Here is a 15,900-nt window from a genome sequence, read left to right as displayed (position 1 = left end):
TCCAAATAATATTCTCGTAGATCGCCAATCTACAATACAAATGAAACGCTGTCTTGATTTAAAACATTTTTTTAGAAAATGATTCGAGGCAACCGATTAAGCGTTCTCGCAATTTAGATTTACATAGATCTAAAACGGCTTAACAACAGGTGATGCATAGATGTTATGAATGGTGGAAAAACAAGAAAGCCAAGCGGTGCTCGCTTGGCTTTGAGTTGTCTCTTTTGTTGGCTTTAGGCTTTAGGACGCATGATGTTCTTAACCTTACGGCTATTTTCACCAAAGATACTTTGCACCAACGCATTCATCTCTTCGACAGAGACCGATCTCGCAACACGCTCAACTTGAGACAAAGCTTCGACACCGTAACCATGTAGCAGGTAACGAGACACAAACCACGCTTGGTCGATAGAGCTATTCTCTAGAGGCGTAAAATCAGCTTCAAACTGTTTCACGACTGCTTGCATTTCCTTTTCAGAGACGCCTTGTAAAAGGTCTGCAATCACCTTATCGATCGCCACTTCGACTTGTTCAACGTTCTCCGGCGCTACCATCGCCCCTATAACCCACTCACCACTCAATTCACTATCTGCGGACGCTGAATACGTATATGGAGAGTAATCTAAACTCAACTCTTCACGAATATAGGTATCTAAACGAGTAGCTAGCAAGCGTTGCAGTAAATCTTCCATGAAAACATCTTTTGCCGACATTTTAACTTCAACACTAGGCTGAGAGATGACTCGTAGGATGTACTCTGCACTATTCACATTGTTGATGGCTAAATCAATGCGTGTTTCAGTTGGTTGCTTGTAAGCCACCTTAAAGTCCGGAACCTCGGCTTTTTCTAATGGAATCGAAGCCAAGTATTGCTCAACCAAAGGCTTTAATTCACTTGGGTCTATATCACCCACGACCACCAGCTGGTTGTGTCTCAATTGGCCAAATAGCTGCTGATGAAGATTAGCGACGTCTTCCACAGAAACCGCTTCAACACGCTCTTTATCTACAAGATAATGTCCACTTTCCTGACGATAAATATTGTGGTTTACCGCTCGTTCAAACTGACCAACAGGGCTGCTCAAGAAAGATTCTTGACCTTGTACAAACTCCTGCTTCACTGCATCTAACTGCTCGGGAACAATTTTAGGCGCAGTTATGAAGGTATAAAGCGCAGCAAACGTGTCTTCAAGCCCATCTTTGTTAATACTAAACTCAACACCATGGCGAGTGTTGCCAATAAAGGAATCAGCTCTAATATCTTCACGATCAAAGTACGCTAAAAGCTCAGAACCCGTAAATTCACCGACACCACTTCGAGCGAAGGTAGGTAACGCAACTTCAACGGCAGGGTACAAGCTCGGATCCAAAGCGGCTTTTCCGCCGAGGCTCATGTACATCAAACCAACATCATCGCCCGCACCATAATCACGCAGGTACCACATGTCGATACCATTGCTTAACGTCCACTTTTGGAGGTATGGATCTACGGACATTTGTTCCGCAAGTACAACCTCGCCTTGCGAGCTAGGTACTGCAAAAGCACTGACTGTTCCAATCGCAAGCGGCGGAATTCCCGCCTCGCTATACGTGGCTTTTAAACTATCTAAAGAATTGACGACAGCAGTTCTGTCTTCAGAGTCATCCATCCCAATAACAATAAAGTAATCATCAGAAAGTAGATTTTTGATGTTGTCGTTGATCACTTCAAGGCTCAAGCTAGCAATGAAGGCTTCCAAACTTACTTGATAGTCGTTCTGTGATTGGACGATTCGATCAGTGACTAAAGCACTCGCTTTGTAGTTCGCGTGTTCAACGCTGTCCATTTTATCCCAGTCATGCTCGATGTTATCGAGTAAGTCTTGATAGTAGTGCTGTTCGCCAACAATATCTGTTTCCGAAACACCAAAATCACGCAATGACGCCAATGTAGAAAGCAGATCTTGTTGGATTACTTCACGGTCTCCAGCCGGAAACCCAACACTTATTGACGAATAGTGCAGAGCACCCATTCGATAGCCATCAGACGCTATCCATTGAGTCGGCAGCGCGGCATTATTAAATACTGCTTCTAATCGTTGTCGAATCAATTGTTGAGAGGTTTCATCTAACCAACGTTGATGCTGCTGAGCGTGGTTTTCGACTCTGTTTAAACCTCGGTTAAACGTCAGAGTGATGCTTGGCGCTTCTCTTCCTGCGTACTCGACATAATCATCTTCATTGAACGAGGTCAATTTCTGTTTCTCTGGTCTTGGCGTGTCGCCACGCTCCCAGCTAGAAAACTTTTCTTCAATGAGAGGAATCACGGTTTTGATGTCCACATCACCTGAAACGACCAGCTCAACTATTTGAGGTTGATACCAAGCCTGATAAAAGTTGGTGATGCCTTGAGGAGTGGCATTCACAATCGACGATTTAGTCCCTAGTGCATCTTGCGATTCGTACGGACCACCTTCAATGAAGTGATCATAATATATATCTCCGAATGACTTATCATCGAGGCGAGCCATACGGAACTCACCAAGAACTACGCCTTTTTCTTTTTCAACTTCTGAACTTGATAGATCAAGACCATCGCCAATGTCACGCATCCACGTCAAAGCAGACTGCAATTGGATGTTATCTGGCAAATCTAACTGGTAGACCGTCTCTTCATAAGAGGTGTAAGCATTGATATCTGCACCAAAGCTAGCGCCTGCATCTTCAAATAGACGAATCACATCATTTTGAGAAAAATTCTTACTGCCATTGAATGCCATGTGTTCCAAGAAGTGTGCATAACCTTCTTGCTGGTCAGTCTCTTGAATCGAACCCGCGTGCACGACTAAACGTACAGATACGGATTCTTCATGATCTGGATAAACATGGTAGGTAAGGCCATTTTCTAGTTGGCCTGAAGTCCATGCCGGGTCCGGCTGGATTGGCGTTCCGGTAGTTTTTGATGTTGAGCTACAGCCAACTAAGGTGAGGCATAGTGCCGTCGCTAAATAATATTTTTTCATAACAACCTCTTAATGTCATTCATCGACAATATACAGATTGAGTTAACGATTATTATTTAATACTGAACCGGATGAGTATCTTTGTGATTTTGATCTACATTTTATAAATCACCATGCGATTTGCGAGATCGTTACATACTTTTAAACCACTTCTCTACATGCCTTTAAACAGGGCTTGAGAGGTGAGGCCGCTGAGTGGTTCTACCAAACCTCGTAAAGATTCAGCACAATAAAAAAGCCAAATGCTTGAACATTTGGCTTGGAAGTGAATCCATATATAAAGAGTAGAAGTGGCTTTCAACAAAAACCACTCACCTAACTAGACCTAACCTTGTGGGCTTAACAAATTCTTCAGCTGATAGCTGTTATCACCAAAAATTTCTTTCGCATACTCTGTCATGTCTTGACTAGAAATTGAGTCTGCCGTCCCCTGCAGGTCGAACAACGCCTCAAAACCATAATCATGAATCAGATAACGAGAAATAAACCAAGCTTGTTGAGTGGGCTTATATTTTAGTGGAGTGAGATCTGCTACAAGCTGCTTAGCGGCTGTTCGAGTCTCATCTTCAGAAATCCCTTTTGCTGCTTCAGCGATGACCTTATCAATCGCCTGTTCAATTTTATCTGAGTTTTCTGGGGCCGTTAGAGAGCCGATTAGCCAGTCATAACTTGGCTCACTGTCTTGTGCGACCGAGTACACATAAGGCGCATAATCCAAACCCAACTCTTCACGAACATAAGCCGTTAGACGGCTCGACAATACACGCTGAAGCATATCGTCCATAAAAACATCTTTTGCGGTTTTATCTCGAGCTTGCTGGGAAATCACACGTAACAAATACTGACTGCTGTCTTCATTATTGACGGATATATCCATTCGTTCTTTCGAATCAGTACTATAAGCCACCTGATAGTCCGGAGACATAGCGGCTTCTAATGGCAATGATGCAACATATTGACGCACAAGAGGCTTAATTTCAGTAGGGTTAATATCAGCAACAATAACCAATGTATTGTCTCTTAATTTTTGAAAGAGTTGATGGTGCACGTCTAGTATATCTTGCGACGTGACAGCTTTGATATCGTCACTTTCAAGCATCATGTGACGGCTGCTTGTTTGATAGCTATTGCGATTAACCATCTGAATAAACTGACCAACTGGAGTTTCTAAATATGCTGTACGATCTTGAGCAAATTCAGATTTCACAGCCTCAAGCTGATCACTGTCTATTTTAGGTTCGGTTACAATGGTGTGGAGCGCAGCTAAACCCTCTGCAAGCGTCTTTTTCTTGGCGCTTATTTCTAAGCCATGATGAGTAAAGTTGATGAAGGGATAGATTTCAATGTCTTCGCGTCTCAAGTGAGCGGTTAACTCCGAACCACTAAATTTACCAACACCACTACGAATCGAAGCTGGCAGAGCAATTTCTACAGCAGGAAACAGCGAAGGATCCAACGCCGCTTTCCCCCCCTCACTTGCATAGTAAACCCCAACACTATTACCAGCCTCAGAGTTACGGAGATACAAAACTTCAATGCCGTTGCTTAATGTCCACTGCTTCAAATTAGGATCGTCACTCACCTGAACTTGTTTTACAATTTCGCCTTGAGACATTGGCACACTAAACGCCGAGCTAGCAGTAACGAGCAATGGCCTGTTGCCTGTCTTTTTATAGGCTTTTCTGACACCTTTTATCTCGTTATTCATTGCCTGCAAGTCTTCTTTAGACGATAAGCCTAATCCCAAAATATATGGGCTAGAAAGTAAATCATCTAAGTTATCATTTACGGCTTTCAGATCCGTACTCGAAAGAAACTCTTTCAAACTCGATTTATAATCGAGCTGTGATTGAACCGTCTGGTCAATTACCAGTGCCGTCGACTTACCGTCAGCATGAGCTACTGCGTCCATTCTCTCCCAGTTAACTTTAATGTCATCAAGGTTCGCTTGGTATTGCTGTAGCACACTCGCCAACTCATATTCACTTACGCCATAATCACGCAAAGAGGCGAGAGTAGAAACAAACTGCTGCTGACTTTGCTCTCGGCTATCCACAGGAAAACCGACGGTAGTAATGGAATACCTTTGGTACTCTAATAAGTAGGGTGTTGAAGCAACCCACTGCACGGGTAATGCAGCGTCAACAAAATCAGAATTCAACCTTTGTTGGATAAGTTGTTGAGCAATATCATCTAACCAAAGCTGATGTTGTTGCTCATGGCTCTGTGTCACTCTTTCCCCACGATCAACCACTATCCCGATGCTCGGTGGCTCGCCCCCAGATCCATACGCCACAAAATCTTGAGTATTGTAATCCGCTGACGTGTTCTTCACAGGAACCGGTGTTGTACCTCTTTGCCAACCAGAGAAAGTTTCTTCAATCAAAGGGATCACTTCTGCTAGAGTAATATCGCCAGAGACAATCACTTCGGTTAACTGAGGTTGATACCAGGTTTGGTAATAGTTCTTTAATTCTTGAACATTCGTATTAGAAACAGACTCTTTATTGCCAAGAGGATCGTTACTTTGGTAAGTCGTCCCTTCAACCAGATGCTCGTAGAACTTAAACGAGAGAGGCTTATCTTCAACTCGCGTGTATCGAAACTCCCCAAGTATCACACCTTTCTCTTTTTCGATTTCATCTTCGGACAACAGTAAACCATCGCCAATGTCTCTAAACCAAGCCAGCGCTTTGTCTAGATTTTTATTATCGGGTAGATCTAACTTATAGAGGGTTTCTTGGTAAGAGGTGTAAGCATTTAAGTCTGCACCAAAGCTGGCACCAGATTGCTCAAATAGCTCGACCACCTCATTTCCTGAAAAGTTCTTGCTGCCATTAAACGCCATATGCTCAACAAAGTGGGCGTACCCTTTCTGTTTTTCGCTCTCTTGCAAAGATCCGGCATGCACTAGTAAGCGTACCGAGACCGATTGTTCTTGGTCAGGGTAGACATGGTAGGTTAATCCGTTATCTAACTCTCCTTTGACCCAATACGGATCGGATTTCAATAACGTTTGTTGCTGAGGAGTAGAGCTGCAACCTAGCAATGTGGAGCTCAGTACGACGACTAAATAGTATGCTTTCATAACGATCTCTTTGAAGGGCTTTCCTCCAATATATCCGATCGCCAAAGTGTAATAATTCGCCATTAAATCAAACGACTAAAATTTTAGAGTCACTCGATATAAGTATGAAAGTGTTTAATTTATAAATTACATGAATTAGTTGTAGAGCCGATATGTAGCGCCTTTTATTCGTTCTCTACATACCCTTAAACAACGCTTGCGAGGCGCGGCTGATGGGTAGTTTTTCACCTGACACATACGCAGACATCTGGCCGGAGAGGCCTTTTTTCACCTTATCTATCGCAGATACTTTCACCACCACGGAACGGTGGATCTGCCAAAACTCATCTGGGTTGAGTTGGGTAATCAGCTCTTTTAATGATACGCGAAGAATAAACTCCTCTAGCGAACCGCCTTGGCCTTTTTTGAATATCGATACGTACTTGTCTTCGGCTTTGAAATACGCCACATCATCGACGGCAATCAGGTGGATGTCTTCTCCGACACTGGCTTTGAGCCACGTTAGATACGTTTGCTGCTGAGTTGGTTGGGATAATTGTTGAAGCTGAGCCATTAACGCCGTGATATCCGGTTGTTCTGGCGTAATACCTGATTGCGTTTGGTTGATCGACAGACGCGCTTGAACCTTTTGACATGTGGCCAGTAAGCGTTCTTCATTGATGGGTTTAAGCAGGTAATCCATCGCATTGTGCTCAAAAGCTCTGACTGCGTATTCGTCGTAAGCGGTAATGAAAACCACCAATGGCGGCGAATCTAGCTTGTTCAATTGTTTCACGAGCGAGATACCATCCAGCTCTGGCATTCGAATATCAAGAAAGACCACATCAGGCTCGAGCTGCTGAATACTCAGCATCGCCTCTAGCCCATTTTGTGCCTTAGCGACGATCTCTAGCTCCGGCCAAACCTCAGCCAAACTCTTGTCGAGATGGTGCCTTAACAGAGCTTCATCGTCTGCGATTATCGCCGTGACACTTGGCTTTGATGCTGGGTTATTCATGATTATTCCTTTAAATTCACACTGTAAATCGTCTATATTTCGTCACTGTTCTGTGCTTTCTGGTCTGAAATTCTAGGCAGCTGCGACAGTCAGCGGTAGCAAGATCGTTGACACCACCCCACCTTCAGCTTGTTCAGTAATCGTTAGGCTCGCCTTATCTCCGTAAAGGGTATCAATACGCTGGCGAATATTACTTAATCCAACACCATGGCCTGCAGCAATAGAGGGCGTTTTCAACCCCGCGCCACTGTCTGATACTTCAATTTTTATCTGATCGGTTTGTTGAGCAATTCGGATATTTACTTCACCACCAGAGGCCTTAGGTTCAATTCCGTGTGTTAACGCATTCTCAACCAAAGGTTGAATCAAGAAGGGGGGAATCACTTGCTGGTCGCTGATGTCGTTGGTTTCAATCGAGTATACTAATCGATCACCTAAACGTATCTTTTGAATGTTGAGGTACGCGTCTAACAAGTCGACCTCTTGTGCGATGGTCGATTGCTCTGTGCGGCTGTTTTTTAGCGTTACGCGCAACAAGTCAGTCAATTTTTCAAGCATCAACTTCGCTTTCACGCTATCACTTTCAATCAACACATTGATGGTCGCAAGCGTGTTAAATAAGAAATGCGGCTCAATTTGGCTTTGCAGCTGTTTAAGCTGACTAAGTACTACGACCTTTTCTTGATCTGCTTGTCTACGTTTGGCCACTTCCAATTCGTTATCGGCACGTAACTGCTGCTCTCGGGTATAGAAGTAGTAGTAGCAAACCGAACAGAAAATCACACCCAACAACACTACAGATTTAAGATCAGAAATATTCGCCCCAAAGAATCCGTTCAGCCAATAGTGCGCGTTCAAGGTACCAAAGGTCATCGCGATCACCATTGAGATACCCACTTCAAGCGTTCTGGATGTCCTCTTGAACAACTTAACCAAGATAAAAGAAGAACCGACTGCGCTGTAACCAAAACCAAAACTAATCGCAAGGTTGACCACAAGATCGCCGCCCCAAATAGTCTGTGTGGTGATGGCGATAACAAAACAAAACAAAGTGGTCAGCGTAAAGCTTTTAATCCATGAAAACTGACTGTTTGAAGAAGTGTCCATTAAAATCGTCCTTTGATATTTAAAAGAATCATATGACTATCGGGTAAGTTGGCGTAAGCAGAATCACTTTTACCGCCTAGAAAGCGTGCAGCAAGTTCCAAATCCAACGATGAATCGCCATTATCTATAGCCTGATAGTTAAGCCACTGAGTGGCAATAAAGCCGCCGCCTTGAGGAGACAACATCACGTCGAATGTCGGTGTGATACCTTCAAGCCAGCCATGTGTTGAGTCCAAAGACCAGTGAAACATGATGTTGTGTTGAACCAAATTGGCGTGTTGATAACCTTGAGCGTAAGAACCTGCTAATGATGCTGTTAGCGGATTAACCGACAAAGACTCGGCACTTTCTATTGCGTTTTGCCACTCAGAATCACTCCAAGCGCGGCTATCAAACCAGTATTCCAACACCACATTGTGGCCCGTGTCATTGGCCCATGTTAGTCCTGCTAACGCTTGATAAGCTTCGTCCTGCTCTTCAAGATAAACCGGTTTAAGCATTGAATCCGGCTGACTGTAGCCAAGGCTTTGTCGTTGATAGACCACCGAACCATGAAACTCCCATGCAAGGTTTAAGACCGAAACCAAACTCGCTCCAAGCAAGCCGTGGCGCACATCATCATAATAAGCGACCCACTGATACTCATGGTCACCCACTAGGTTGTAACGACGTAAGCCAAATCCTTGTTGCTGGTTCTGCTTTTCGAATTCATTTACGTCTTGAGAAGTCCAAGACGAATCGCTGTAAAGCAGTGTCCATTCGCCCGTCATATCGAACAGTGACGCCGACGCAACACCCGCCCCCTCCTCAGCGACAATGCCTACTGGGTTTTGTCGATACGGCTTGATGATGTCTAGCGGTCGGTAGCCATAGCCCACGCCCCAATCTAGGCGAACCTTGCCGAGCGTCACATCGAGGTAGTGGTCACCGAACGCTGCATTAGACACCTCAACACCACCTTGCCAAAACAACTCGCGCACGATGAATTCCGATTCAAAGCTCGCCTCTTGCCCTTGAGGATTGTTGCTCAAAATATCGTTGGCTTTTACTGCAAACAGGCCAAGCCAATTGTTATATCCAACCTCTAGATCCAGCAAGCCATTGAGCGACTGACGATTATCAGATGCTGAAGGAGTGAATGGCGACTCTCTCGATTCAACCGACTCAGCGCTCAATTGCCAGTCCCAAGCTAAACTCAGATCGTCCGCTTGAAGCGTGTTACTCACACAAGACAAAGCAAGTAAAGTAGCGATTAAAAACTTGATGTGAGACTTAAGATCGGAAGCTTTCATGACATCCACCTACAGCCCAGACACGCTGTTACGAGATAAATAAGCAGGGTTGTAGTATTTGTCTTCCAAGCTTTGTTCAATCACTTCGCGGTACTCAATCACAGTTTTCTTACTCGGCTGAATCTTATCGAGCAAGGTCATCGACACTACTGTTGGTAATCCATCTCGCACGCCTTCAGTAAACCACGCTTGTTTCGCCAGTTTTCCTGAACGCAGATACAGATCCGCTTTAACTGGAAACGCTCGGTCTGCTGTTAACCACAGATCAATCGACTGATAACTCGCACCCTTGGTTTTCGCCGCGAGTTTTAAGTGATGGGTATCAAGCAGATCACCACTTGACATCTCAACCTGTTGCTCAGCAACCCACTCACCTTGGTAATCTTCGCTCCAAGTCAGCGTCGATATATCTCCGACCGAAGCTTCACCCAAGAGTTTCTGCATTGGTGTGATTCGGATAGGTCGACGAGATTTCGGCATCAACAACCAATAGTTATCTTCAATCATCAGCATCTTTTGCCCAGCCTCGACGGCTGATTTAAAGACGACTAATGACTCTCGATTTGGTCTTGTATAGACGTTGTATTCACGGGTTTTATCCAGTTGATCATCTTGATATAGCGCCACCAGAGAAACCACTTTCGACGCTTGTTCGCTGTTCAAGCGGTAGCTGTCTGCCTTAGCAATCATCTCGGTAACTTGCTGTGAATCGATAGCCCAGCTTGGTGCCGATGCTAGAGCCAAAGCCAACGAAGAACCTAAAATAGTGAGTGAACGAGTAAATTTATACATAAACCAGCGCCTCCGTGATTGGCTTATTTACGCCTTTGCGAGCAGAGAAATAAGCAGCCAGCAAACAGATCGTCAGCACACCCAAAGTGGCGTAACCAACCAATTCCAATGAGAAGTAAACATTGAGTGGGTAACCTTCGGTTCTTCCCGGAGGTGGTGGCATTTGCACATCAACCACCAGCAATAACACCGACACTAAACCGCTCACTAGTGCGCCTATCGCACTGCCAATTACCGCCAGTAATCCCGCCTCTTTTAAGAAGCCTGCGACGATTTCAGAAGGGTAACTACCGAGCGCCGACAAAGTGCCAATCTCACGAGTTCGCTCCGTCACCGACATGGTCATGGTATTAAACAAAGATACGAACACCACCAATGCCATCACTGCGCCCATGATGCCGAAGATACGGTCGTAAAGGTCTTTAACCTTGGTGTAGAAAAACGCACGATCTTGCCATGGAGTGATCTCAATATCTGAGCCTTGTTGACCAACTTGCTTGTCCAAAGCCAATTGGATGCGTTGTTGAACTGTCGAAGTCTTGTTGGTTTCAAAAAGAAATACCGACAAGGTGCTGACTTTATCTGACGCTAAAAGCTCTTGTGCGGTGGTGATATGTACGTACAACTGACGTTTGTCCAACTCAGGTACACCTGTCGAGTAAATGCCCTGCACCTTAAAATCAAAGGCATTCAATGCGCCATCACTGGTGGTCGCAAGCAATGTGACCCAATCACCAACGGCCACTTTGAGGTTACGAGCAAGGTCGGTTCCGAGCATAACTTGTGGCTCTTGGTTGTCGTATCTTGGTGATTTCACATCCGAGAGAGTCTGACCGCTGCGCACATCAAGGAAAGGTCCTTTCATGTCGAACTCACGCTCATTGACGCCCGTTCCCATAAAGATGGTCGACTTACTGCCGTTAGAAACCAAACCGCTGAAATAGACTCGTGGCTGCACACCACGAACGTCGCTGTCGCCAATAATGCTCTTGGTTAGCGCTTGAACGTTATCGAGACCATTGCTCAGCGGCATGTCTTCATCTTGTTCAAAATAACCCGGCGTGCTCAAGGTGAGATGACCAGTATCGCGCGCGGTCGATTCCCTTAAGGATTCGTAGGTGTAAAGCCCATAGCCTCCTGCCGACGTCAGTGCAAATACGGCAATCGCGATGATCAACACCGAAAGCAGACTACGTCGACCGTTTCTCAATAAGTTGAGCCATGCCAAACGCACAGAGGTTGGAAACAAAAACGTGCTCATTCTTTGTGTTAACTTGCCCATGAGATAGCCTCCGTTGCTGTGGCTTGTGGCGCCAGTTGACCGTCGATAAGTTCAATCACTCGGTCGCAGCGCTGCGCCATTCTTGGGTCGTGCGTTGCGACAATAAAGGTAGTGCCCATTTCGTGGCCAAGCTCTTTCATAATGTCGATCACAAGGTTTGCGGTATGACTGTCTAAGCTCGCGGTCGGCTCATCGGCAATCACTAAGCTTGGGTTGTGGATCAGTGCTCTGGCTATCGCGACACGTTGTTGCTGACCGCCTGAAAGGTTGTCTGGGCGATGATGAACGTAATCTCCTAGCCCAACACGCTCTAACATCTCTTGCGCTCTGGTCTGCTGTTCTTGTTTCGAACATTGGTTCAACATCAATGGATAAGCGACGTTTTCAAGCGCAGTCATTACAGGAACCAGATTGAAGCGCTGAAATACAAAACCCAGTGACCCGCGACGAAAACGCGCAGCGGCAATTTGCTCAGTCGGATACGCTTTACCATCAATGTTTATCTCGCCTTGATAGTCCATATCCAACAAACCAAGAATGTTCAACAGCGTGCTTTTCCCTGACCCAGAAGGGCCACACAACGCCACCATTTCACCGCGTTGGATTTGGCCATCGACTCCCTTGAGAGCGTCTACACTTTGACCGCCAGTGAGATACGATTTGCCGATACCTTTAAATTCAATCATTCCGTTGTCCTCTGATTACCAATCCATTCTTAAGCGTTCGCTGCTACTATTTAGCTTTCGCGTCCATTATTTAGCATTCGCAGCTGTTAGTTGGCTTTCGCTATTAGGGCCTTCGCAGTCATAGTTTCGATATTGCCAGCATCGGCTGTTTCCATTTGTTCTAGCCACGCTTGTGCTTGCTTAAGATCTTCAGCACGAATCGAAGCGGTAATGGCGTAGCGATAAATCCACGAGGTCGCAGAGAAGTGCTGTTGTTGAAATTCATCTTCCGCGAGTAGCGATAGGAACAGGTCATAACCGCGATCAAAGTGATTAAACATGTCTGGTAGAGAGGTATAAGTCACCGCGGCCATTGCGCGAGTCAGATAAGAATCAGGTAATCCTTGAACACGAGGCTGTTCATGAATGGGTTGCTCTTCGTCTTTCAGCAGCACCAATGATTTATCAATAGTCGATAGACCCTTTTCGACATACTTCATCTTGTTCCAAGGCAAGAACGCATCACGCCCCATTAAAGTTTCTGTGCTGCCTAAGTAGACCAAGGTTAGTGGTGTAGCACCGTCTTGTTGCAGCGTATCGTTAAGGCGCTCATAAGCCACGTCGACCAGGTCTTCATTGCCTTGCGCCGCTTGGTTGTAAATATCAAGCACGTCTGAACTTGGGTTCGCCAAAGCTAATGACGGTGCACACGAAACAAGAGCAATCAGTAATGAACGTTTAAATAGAGAAGTAAGTGAGTAAGTAGTGTTTGCAGTAGTCATGATTTCTAATCCCTTTCAAATGTTGACGTTGAAAGGTTAACTAGAATTTGTCGTGCAGTTTTATCAATGCGACGAATGGTAATAACAAGGAGTGAATGGTTAAGCGAGGGCGTGAATGGGGAGAACGATAAACCAAAAGTACGAGTAATTACGCTTTTCAGCCCTAGTACCAAAAATTACGAAAAATAGGTCTAATTAGTTCAGAAGGTTACAAGCTCAAAAGAGCCTGTAACCTTTTTAAGTTACAGCTATCTGGATCTGTTCTGATTTTTATCCGTGAGTCATTTTTGTAGCAAGTGCAAAGCGATTCCAAGCATTAATCATGATTACTTGCATCATAGATTGTGCGAGTAACTCTTCTCCTAATAAGCTTAGACACTGCTGATAAGTCGTATCCGAAACACCCGAATTTGAAATCAGCGTCATTTCGTCCGTTAGGCTCAAAATTGCTCGCTCCGTTTCATTGAACAGTGGTGACTCCTGCCATGCTGACAGAGCAAACAGTTTCTGCTGTGAGATATCGATCTTCAATGCTTCAGTTGTGTGCATTTGAATACAGTAAGCACATTTATTAATGATTGACGCCCTGATTTTGATCATTTCTTTTAGTTCGCTAGATAATTCAACATCAGATAAATAGCCCTCGATAGACAGCATTGCACTTAAAGCATCAGGTTGAACTTGTGCGAGATCGATACGTTTTAACATTTTGGCACCCTAATTTGATTGATGGATGTCGCTATCAATGCGACAGGGCTATTGTGCACAACTCGAAATATAAGCGGAATACACATATTATGTGAATTAGTTATGCACCAAACGCAAAGGTGAACGTGTGTTAGAGTTGATAAAAATATTCGACCAAGTCGTGGAGTCTGGAAGTTTTTCTCAGGCAGGCCGAGCTCTCAATATGGCTCCATCTTCGGTCGCACGAAATATAGATAACTTGGAAAGTAAGATTAAGTCTTCGCTTTTTAAACGCAGTACACGACAGCTAATACTGACTGAGGAAGGTCAATATTTTTACCAAAAATCAGCCAAGATCTTACAAGATAGCAATAGACTGTTAGAAGAAATGCTAGGCAATCAAGGTACTCCAGAAGGGGTAGTACGTATTTCAGTTTTTGAAAGCTTTGGCAATTTGTGTCTTACTCCTCTAATTCCAGAGTTCCTTGAACGATACCCTAAGATACAAGTTGAGTTAGAGTTGGATAACAACGTGGTCGATTTAAATAGTGAAAATATTGATGTCGCTATCCGTATTGGTACACCACAAGACAGTCGACTCAAAGCTCGTCATCTACTGACAAATAACGCGTCATTGGTCGCAGCCCCGTCGTATATTGAAAAGTACGGAACTATCGATAAACCCGAAGAGTTACAAGATCACAACTGTTTGTTGATAAGCCATGAACGGCAAAAAAACTATTGGTACTTTAAGAAAAATTCAGTTAACAAAAAAGTGTTAGTGACAGGCAATTTGATATCAAAAGGCGGCTCACCTCTTTTACATGCTGCGCTAAGCGGAGTTGGCGTGCTGTTGTTGTCTGACTGGATGCTAAAGCCGTACTTAGAAAATGGACAGTTAACGGATTTACTCCCTCACTGGACATCAATGCACAGTGAGCAAGGGAGTGGTGAAATATTCGCAATATATAAAAACACTCAATACCCAAGACCTCATATCCGTTTGTTTATTGATTTTTTAATTGAAAAACTAAAGCCTTTGAAGAGCGTCCATCCAAACAGAAGTCTAAGTGATTAATAATAGTTCTGTAGAGATAAGTGTCATCCCTAAATACAAAAAGCGCCCCAAATAGGTTGGAGCGCTTTTTGTAACTCTTAAAGAAGAGATTACTTAATCACGCCACATACAATGCGCGCACCACCGCCGCCAAGTTTAGCCGGATGGTCAGAATGGTTGTCACCGCCAGCGTGAATCATCAACGCTCTGCCTTTCACGTCATCCAATGTCACTCTTGGCGCCATTACTGGCTGGTCAGCTACACCATGAGCATTGACGTAAAGCGGTGGTAAATCACCAAGGTGATTATCATCCGTCCAAGGGAAACCATGCTTACCCGTTTTCTCTGGGTCATAATGTCCGCCTGCAGCCCCACCGAGTATGATTTTGCCATCTTTGGTGAGGCTGTCGCATGAACCATTGGCGTGTACATGGAAGCCATGTGTACCAGCAGGTAAACCTTTCAATTCCGGCGTAAAAACAGCTCCGTATTCACTTGAGCTTATCATTACAGTTCCGGTTGACTGACCCGAACCAAGATCGATCATTTCAACATTCACTACTTCAGCAAAAACAGGAGAAGAGATAAGGGCGAGTGCAGCAAGCCATGTTGTTTTGTTCATATTATTACGTCCTTTTTATTGTTATTAGCACACTTCATTTAGTGCGAAAGGGATTTCAGCACATTGGATTGACCATAGATTTCGGCAAATTCTTTCAAATTAAGTCCTGCTTTATTACGCAATTCTGGGGAACACTCCGCTTGGTACAAGTCTTTCGCAATACTGATTTCGCGTTTAATCAATGCCCCCATCAAAGCGGTGTTTCCACGTTTGTCTTGCAGGCATGCATTAGCACCCGAATCGAGTAAAAGCCTCACGGTTTCTCTGTTTCCTTGATAAGCGGCTACCATGAGTGCGGTATAACTTTGGTTATTGCGTTGATCAACGGGGAAACCTTGAGAAACAAATGCATCGATCACTTCATTGTTACCAATACGTGCGGCATCAAAGAACAGCCCAACCAGAGATTGGTACTCCTCTTCCAGTTGGTTATCTGCAGCCAATAAGCTGAACGATAAACTCAAAGCAAAAACAATGGAACTAAGCAAAAATACGATTTTCATTTATTCCCCCTCACTAACATAAT

13 protein-coding genes are annotated in these 15,900 nt (G+C 44.5%); 1 reads left to right on the top strand and 12 read right to left on the bottom strand.

Features of this window, described 5'->3' with window-relative positions:
- Nucleotides 1-233: 233 nt before the first annotated feature.
- The 10 genes from OC193_RS23055 to OC193_RS23010 all read right to left on the bottom strand — a co-directional run bounded on the left by OC193_RS23055 (nucleotide 234) and on the right by OC193_RS23010 (nucleotide 13,715).
- Complete coding sequence (locus OC193_RS23055; RefSeq protein ID WP_048663965.1) at nucleotides 234-3,002, bottom strand: M16 family metallopeptidase; 2,769 nt, start codon at nucleotides 3,000-3,002, stop codon at nucleotides 234-236.
- A gap of 325 nt (nucleotides 3,003-3,327) precedes the next feature.
- Nucleotides 3,328-6,090, bottom strand: coding sequence for a M16 family metallopeptidase (locus tag OC193_RS23050; RefSeq protein WP_048663966.1), 2,763 nt, complete (start codon nucleotides 6,088-6,090; stop codon nucleotides 3,328-3,330).
- 175 nt (nucleotides 6,091-6,265) lie between these two features.
- Nucleotides 6,266-7,087 carry a LytR/AlgR family response regulator transcription factor gene (locus tag OC193_RS23045; RefSeq protein ID WP_048660571.1) on the bottom strand — a complete coding sequence of 274 codons (822 nt, stop codon included), beginning with the start codon at nucleotides 7,085-7,087 and terminating at the stop codon, nucleotides 6,266-6,268.
- Between the two features lie 72 nt (nucleotides 7,088-7,159).
- Complete coding sequence (locus OC193_RS23040; RefSeq protein WP_048660569.1) at nucleotides 7,160-8,194, bottom strand: sensor histidine kinase; 1,035 nt, start codon at nucleotides 8,192-8,194, stop codon at nucleotides 7,160-7,162.
- Complete coding sequence (locus OC193_RS23035; RefSeq protein ID WP_048663967.1) at nucleotides 8,194-9,486, bottom strand: hypothetical protein; 1,293 nt, start codon at nucleotides 9,484-9,486, stop codon at nucleotides 8,194-8,196. The genes OC193_RS23040 and OC193_RS23035 overlap by 1 nt, the downstream gene beginning before the upstream one ends.
- Nucleotides 9,487-9,495: 9 nt before the next feature.
- Complete coding sequence (locus OC193_RS23030) at nucleotides 9,496-10,278, bottom strand: outer membrane lipoprotein-sorting protein (protein WP_048663968.1); 783 nt, start codon at nucleotides 10,276-10,278, stop codon at nucleotides 9,496-9,498.
- Nucleotides 10,271-11,560: an ABC transporter permease gene (locus tag OC193_RS23025; RefSeq protein ID WP_048663969.1), complete on the bottom strand. Its 1,290-nt coding sequence runs from the start codon at nucleotides 11,558-11,560 to the stop codon at nucleotides 10,271-10,273. The genes OC193_RS23030 and OC193_RS23025 overlap by 8 nt, the downstream gene beginning before the upstream one ends.
- Nucleotides 11,548-12,246 carry an ABC transporter ATP-binding protein gene (locus OC193_RS23020; RefSeq protein WP_048660565.1) on the bottom strand — a complete coding sequence of 233 codons (699 nt, stop codon included), beginning with the start codon at nucleotides 12,244-12,246 and terminating at the stop codon, nucleotides 11,548-11,550. The genes OC193_RS23025 and OC193_RS23020 overlap by 13 nt, the downstream gene beginning before the upstream one ends.
- Nucleotides 12,247-12,332: 86 nt before the next feature.
- The gene (locus OC193_RS23015) at nucleotides 12,333-13,007 is read right to left on the bottom strand and encodes a hypothetical protein (protein ID WP_048660564.1); all 675 of its coding nucleotides are present in this window, start codon (nucleotides 13,005-13,007) and stop codon (nucleotides 12,333-12,335) included.
- Between the two features lie 270 nt (nucleotides 13,008-13,277).
- Nucleotides 13,278-13,715 (bottom strand): carboxymuconolactone decarboxylase family protein, encoded by a 438-nt coding sequence (locus tag OC193_RS23010; RefSeq protein ID WP_048663970.1) that lies wholly within the window; start codon nucleotides 13,713-13,715, stop codon nucleotides 13,278-13,280.
- Between the two features lie 127 nt (nucleotides 13,716-13,842).
- Here OC193_RS23010 and OC193_RS23005 point away from each other — a divergent pair, with 127 nt between their 5' ends.
- On the top strand, nucleotides 13,843-14,772 hold the full coding sequence (locus OC193_RS23005; protein ID WP_048660562.1) for a LysR family transcriptional regulator: 930 nt from the start codon (nucleotides 13,843-13,845) through the stop codon (nucleotides 14,770-14,772).
- Nucleotides 14,773-14,861: 89 nt separating this feature from the next.
- On the opposite strand, the gene sodC is transcribed toward OC193_RS23005, so the two are convergent.
- Both sodC and OC193_RS22995 read right to left on the bottom strand, forming a co-directional pair.
- Nucleotides 14,862-15,374, bottom strand: coding sequence for a superoxide dismutase family protein (gene sodC / locus OC193_RS23000; RefSeq protein ID WP_048660561.1), 513 nt, complete (start codon nucleotides 15,372-15,374; stop codon nucleotides 14,862-14,864).
- Nucleotides 15,375-15,412: 38 nt separating this feature from the next.
- Nucleotides 15,413-15,877, bottom strand: a complete 465-nt coding sequence (locus tag OC193_RS22995) for an ankyrin repeat domain-containing protein (protein ID WP_048663971.1) — start codon at nucleotides 15,875-15,877, stop codon at nucleotides 15,413-15,415.
- Nucleotides 15,878-15,900: the final 23 nt, after the last annotated feature.

Source organism: Vibrio crassostreae, from assembly GCF_024347415.1.
GTDB classification, from domain to species: Bacteria; Pseudomonadota; Gammaproteobacteria; order Enterobacterales; family Vibrionaceae; genus Vibrio; species Vibrio crassostreae.
Note: the sequence above shows the minus strand (reverse complement) of the source record. Positions and strands in the feature narration are given on the sequence as shown.

Excerpts from the sequence above, each read along its gene's own strand:
- OC193_RS23035 (WP_048663967.1), bottom strand. The coding sequence starts at position 9,486 with ATGAAAGCTTCCGATCTTAAGTCTCACATCAAGTTTTTAATCGCTACT.
- OC193_RS22995 (WP_048663971.1), bottom strand. The coding sequence starts at position 15,877 with ATGAAAATCGTATTTTTGCTTAGTTCCATTGTTTTTGCTTTGAGTTTA.
- OC193_RS23050 (WP_048663966.1), bottom strand. The coding sequence starts at position 6,090 with ATGAAAGCATACTATTTAGTCGTCGTACTGAGCTCCACATTGCTAGGT.
- OC193_RS23010 (WP_048663970.1), bottom strand. The coding sequence starts at position 13,715 with ATGTTAAAACGTATCGATCTCGCACAAGTTCAACCTGATGCTTTAAGT.
- OC193_RS23040 (WP_048660569.1), bottom strand. The coding sequence starts at position 8,194 with ATGGACACTTCTTCAAACAGTCAGTTTTCATGGATTAAAAGCTTTACG.
- OC193_RS23055 (WP_048663965.1), bottom strand. The coding sequence starts at position 3,002 with ATGAAAAAATATTATTTAGCGACGGCACTATGCCTCACCTTAGTTGGC.
- OC193_RS23015 (WP_048660564.1), bottom strand. The coding sequence starts at position 13,007 with ATGACTACTGCAAACACTACTTACTCACTTACTTCTCTATTTAAACGT.
- OC193_RS23045 (WP_048660571.1), bottom strand. The coding sequence starts at position 7,087 with ATGAATAACCCAGCATCAAAGCCAAGTGTCACGGCGATAATCGCAGAC.
- sodC (WP_048660561.1), bottom strand. The coding sequence starts at position 15,374 with ATGAACAAAACAACATGGCTTGCTGCACTCGCCCTTATCTCTTCTCCT.
- OC193_RS23030 (WP_048663968.1), bottom strand. The coding sequence starts at position 10,278 with ATGTATAAATTTACTCGTTCACTCACTATTTTAGGTTCTTCGTTGGCT.
- OC193_RS23025 (WP_048663969.1), bottom strand. The coding sequence starts at position 11,560 with ATGGGCAAGTTAACACAAAGAATGAGCACGTTTTTGTTTCCAACCTCT.
- OC193_RS23020 (WP_048660565.1), bottom strand. The coding sequence starts at position 12,246 with ATGATTGAATTTAAAGGTATCGGCAAATCGTATCTCACTGGCGGTCAA.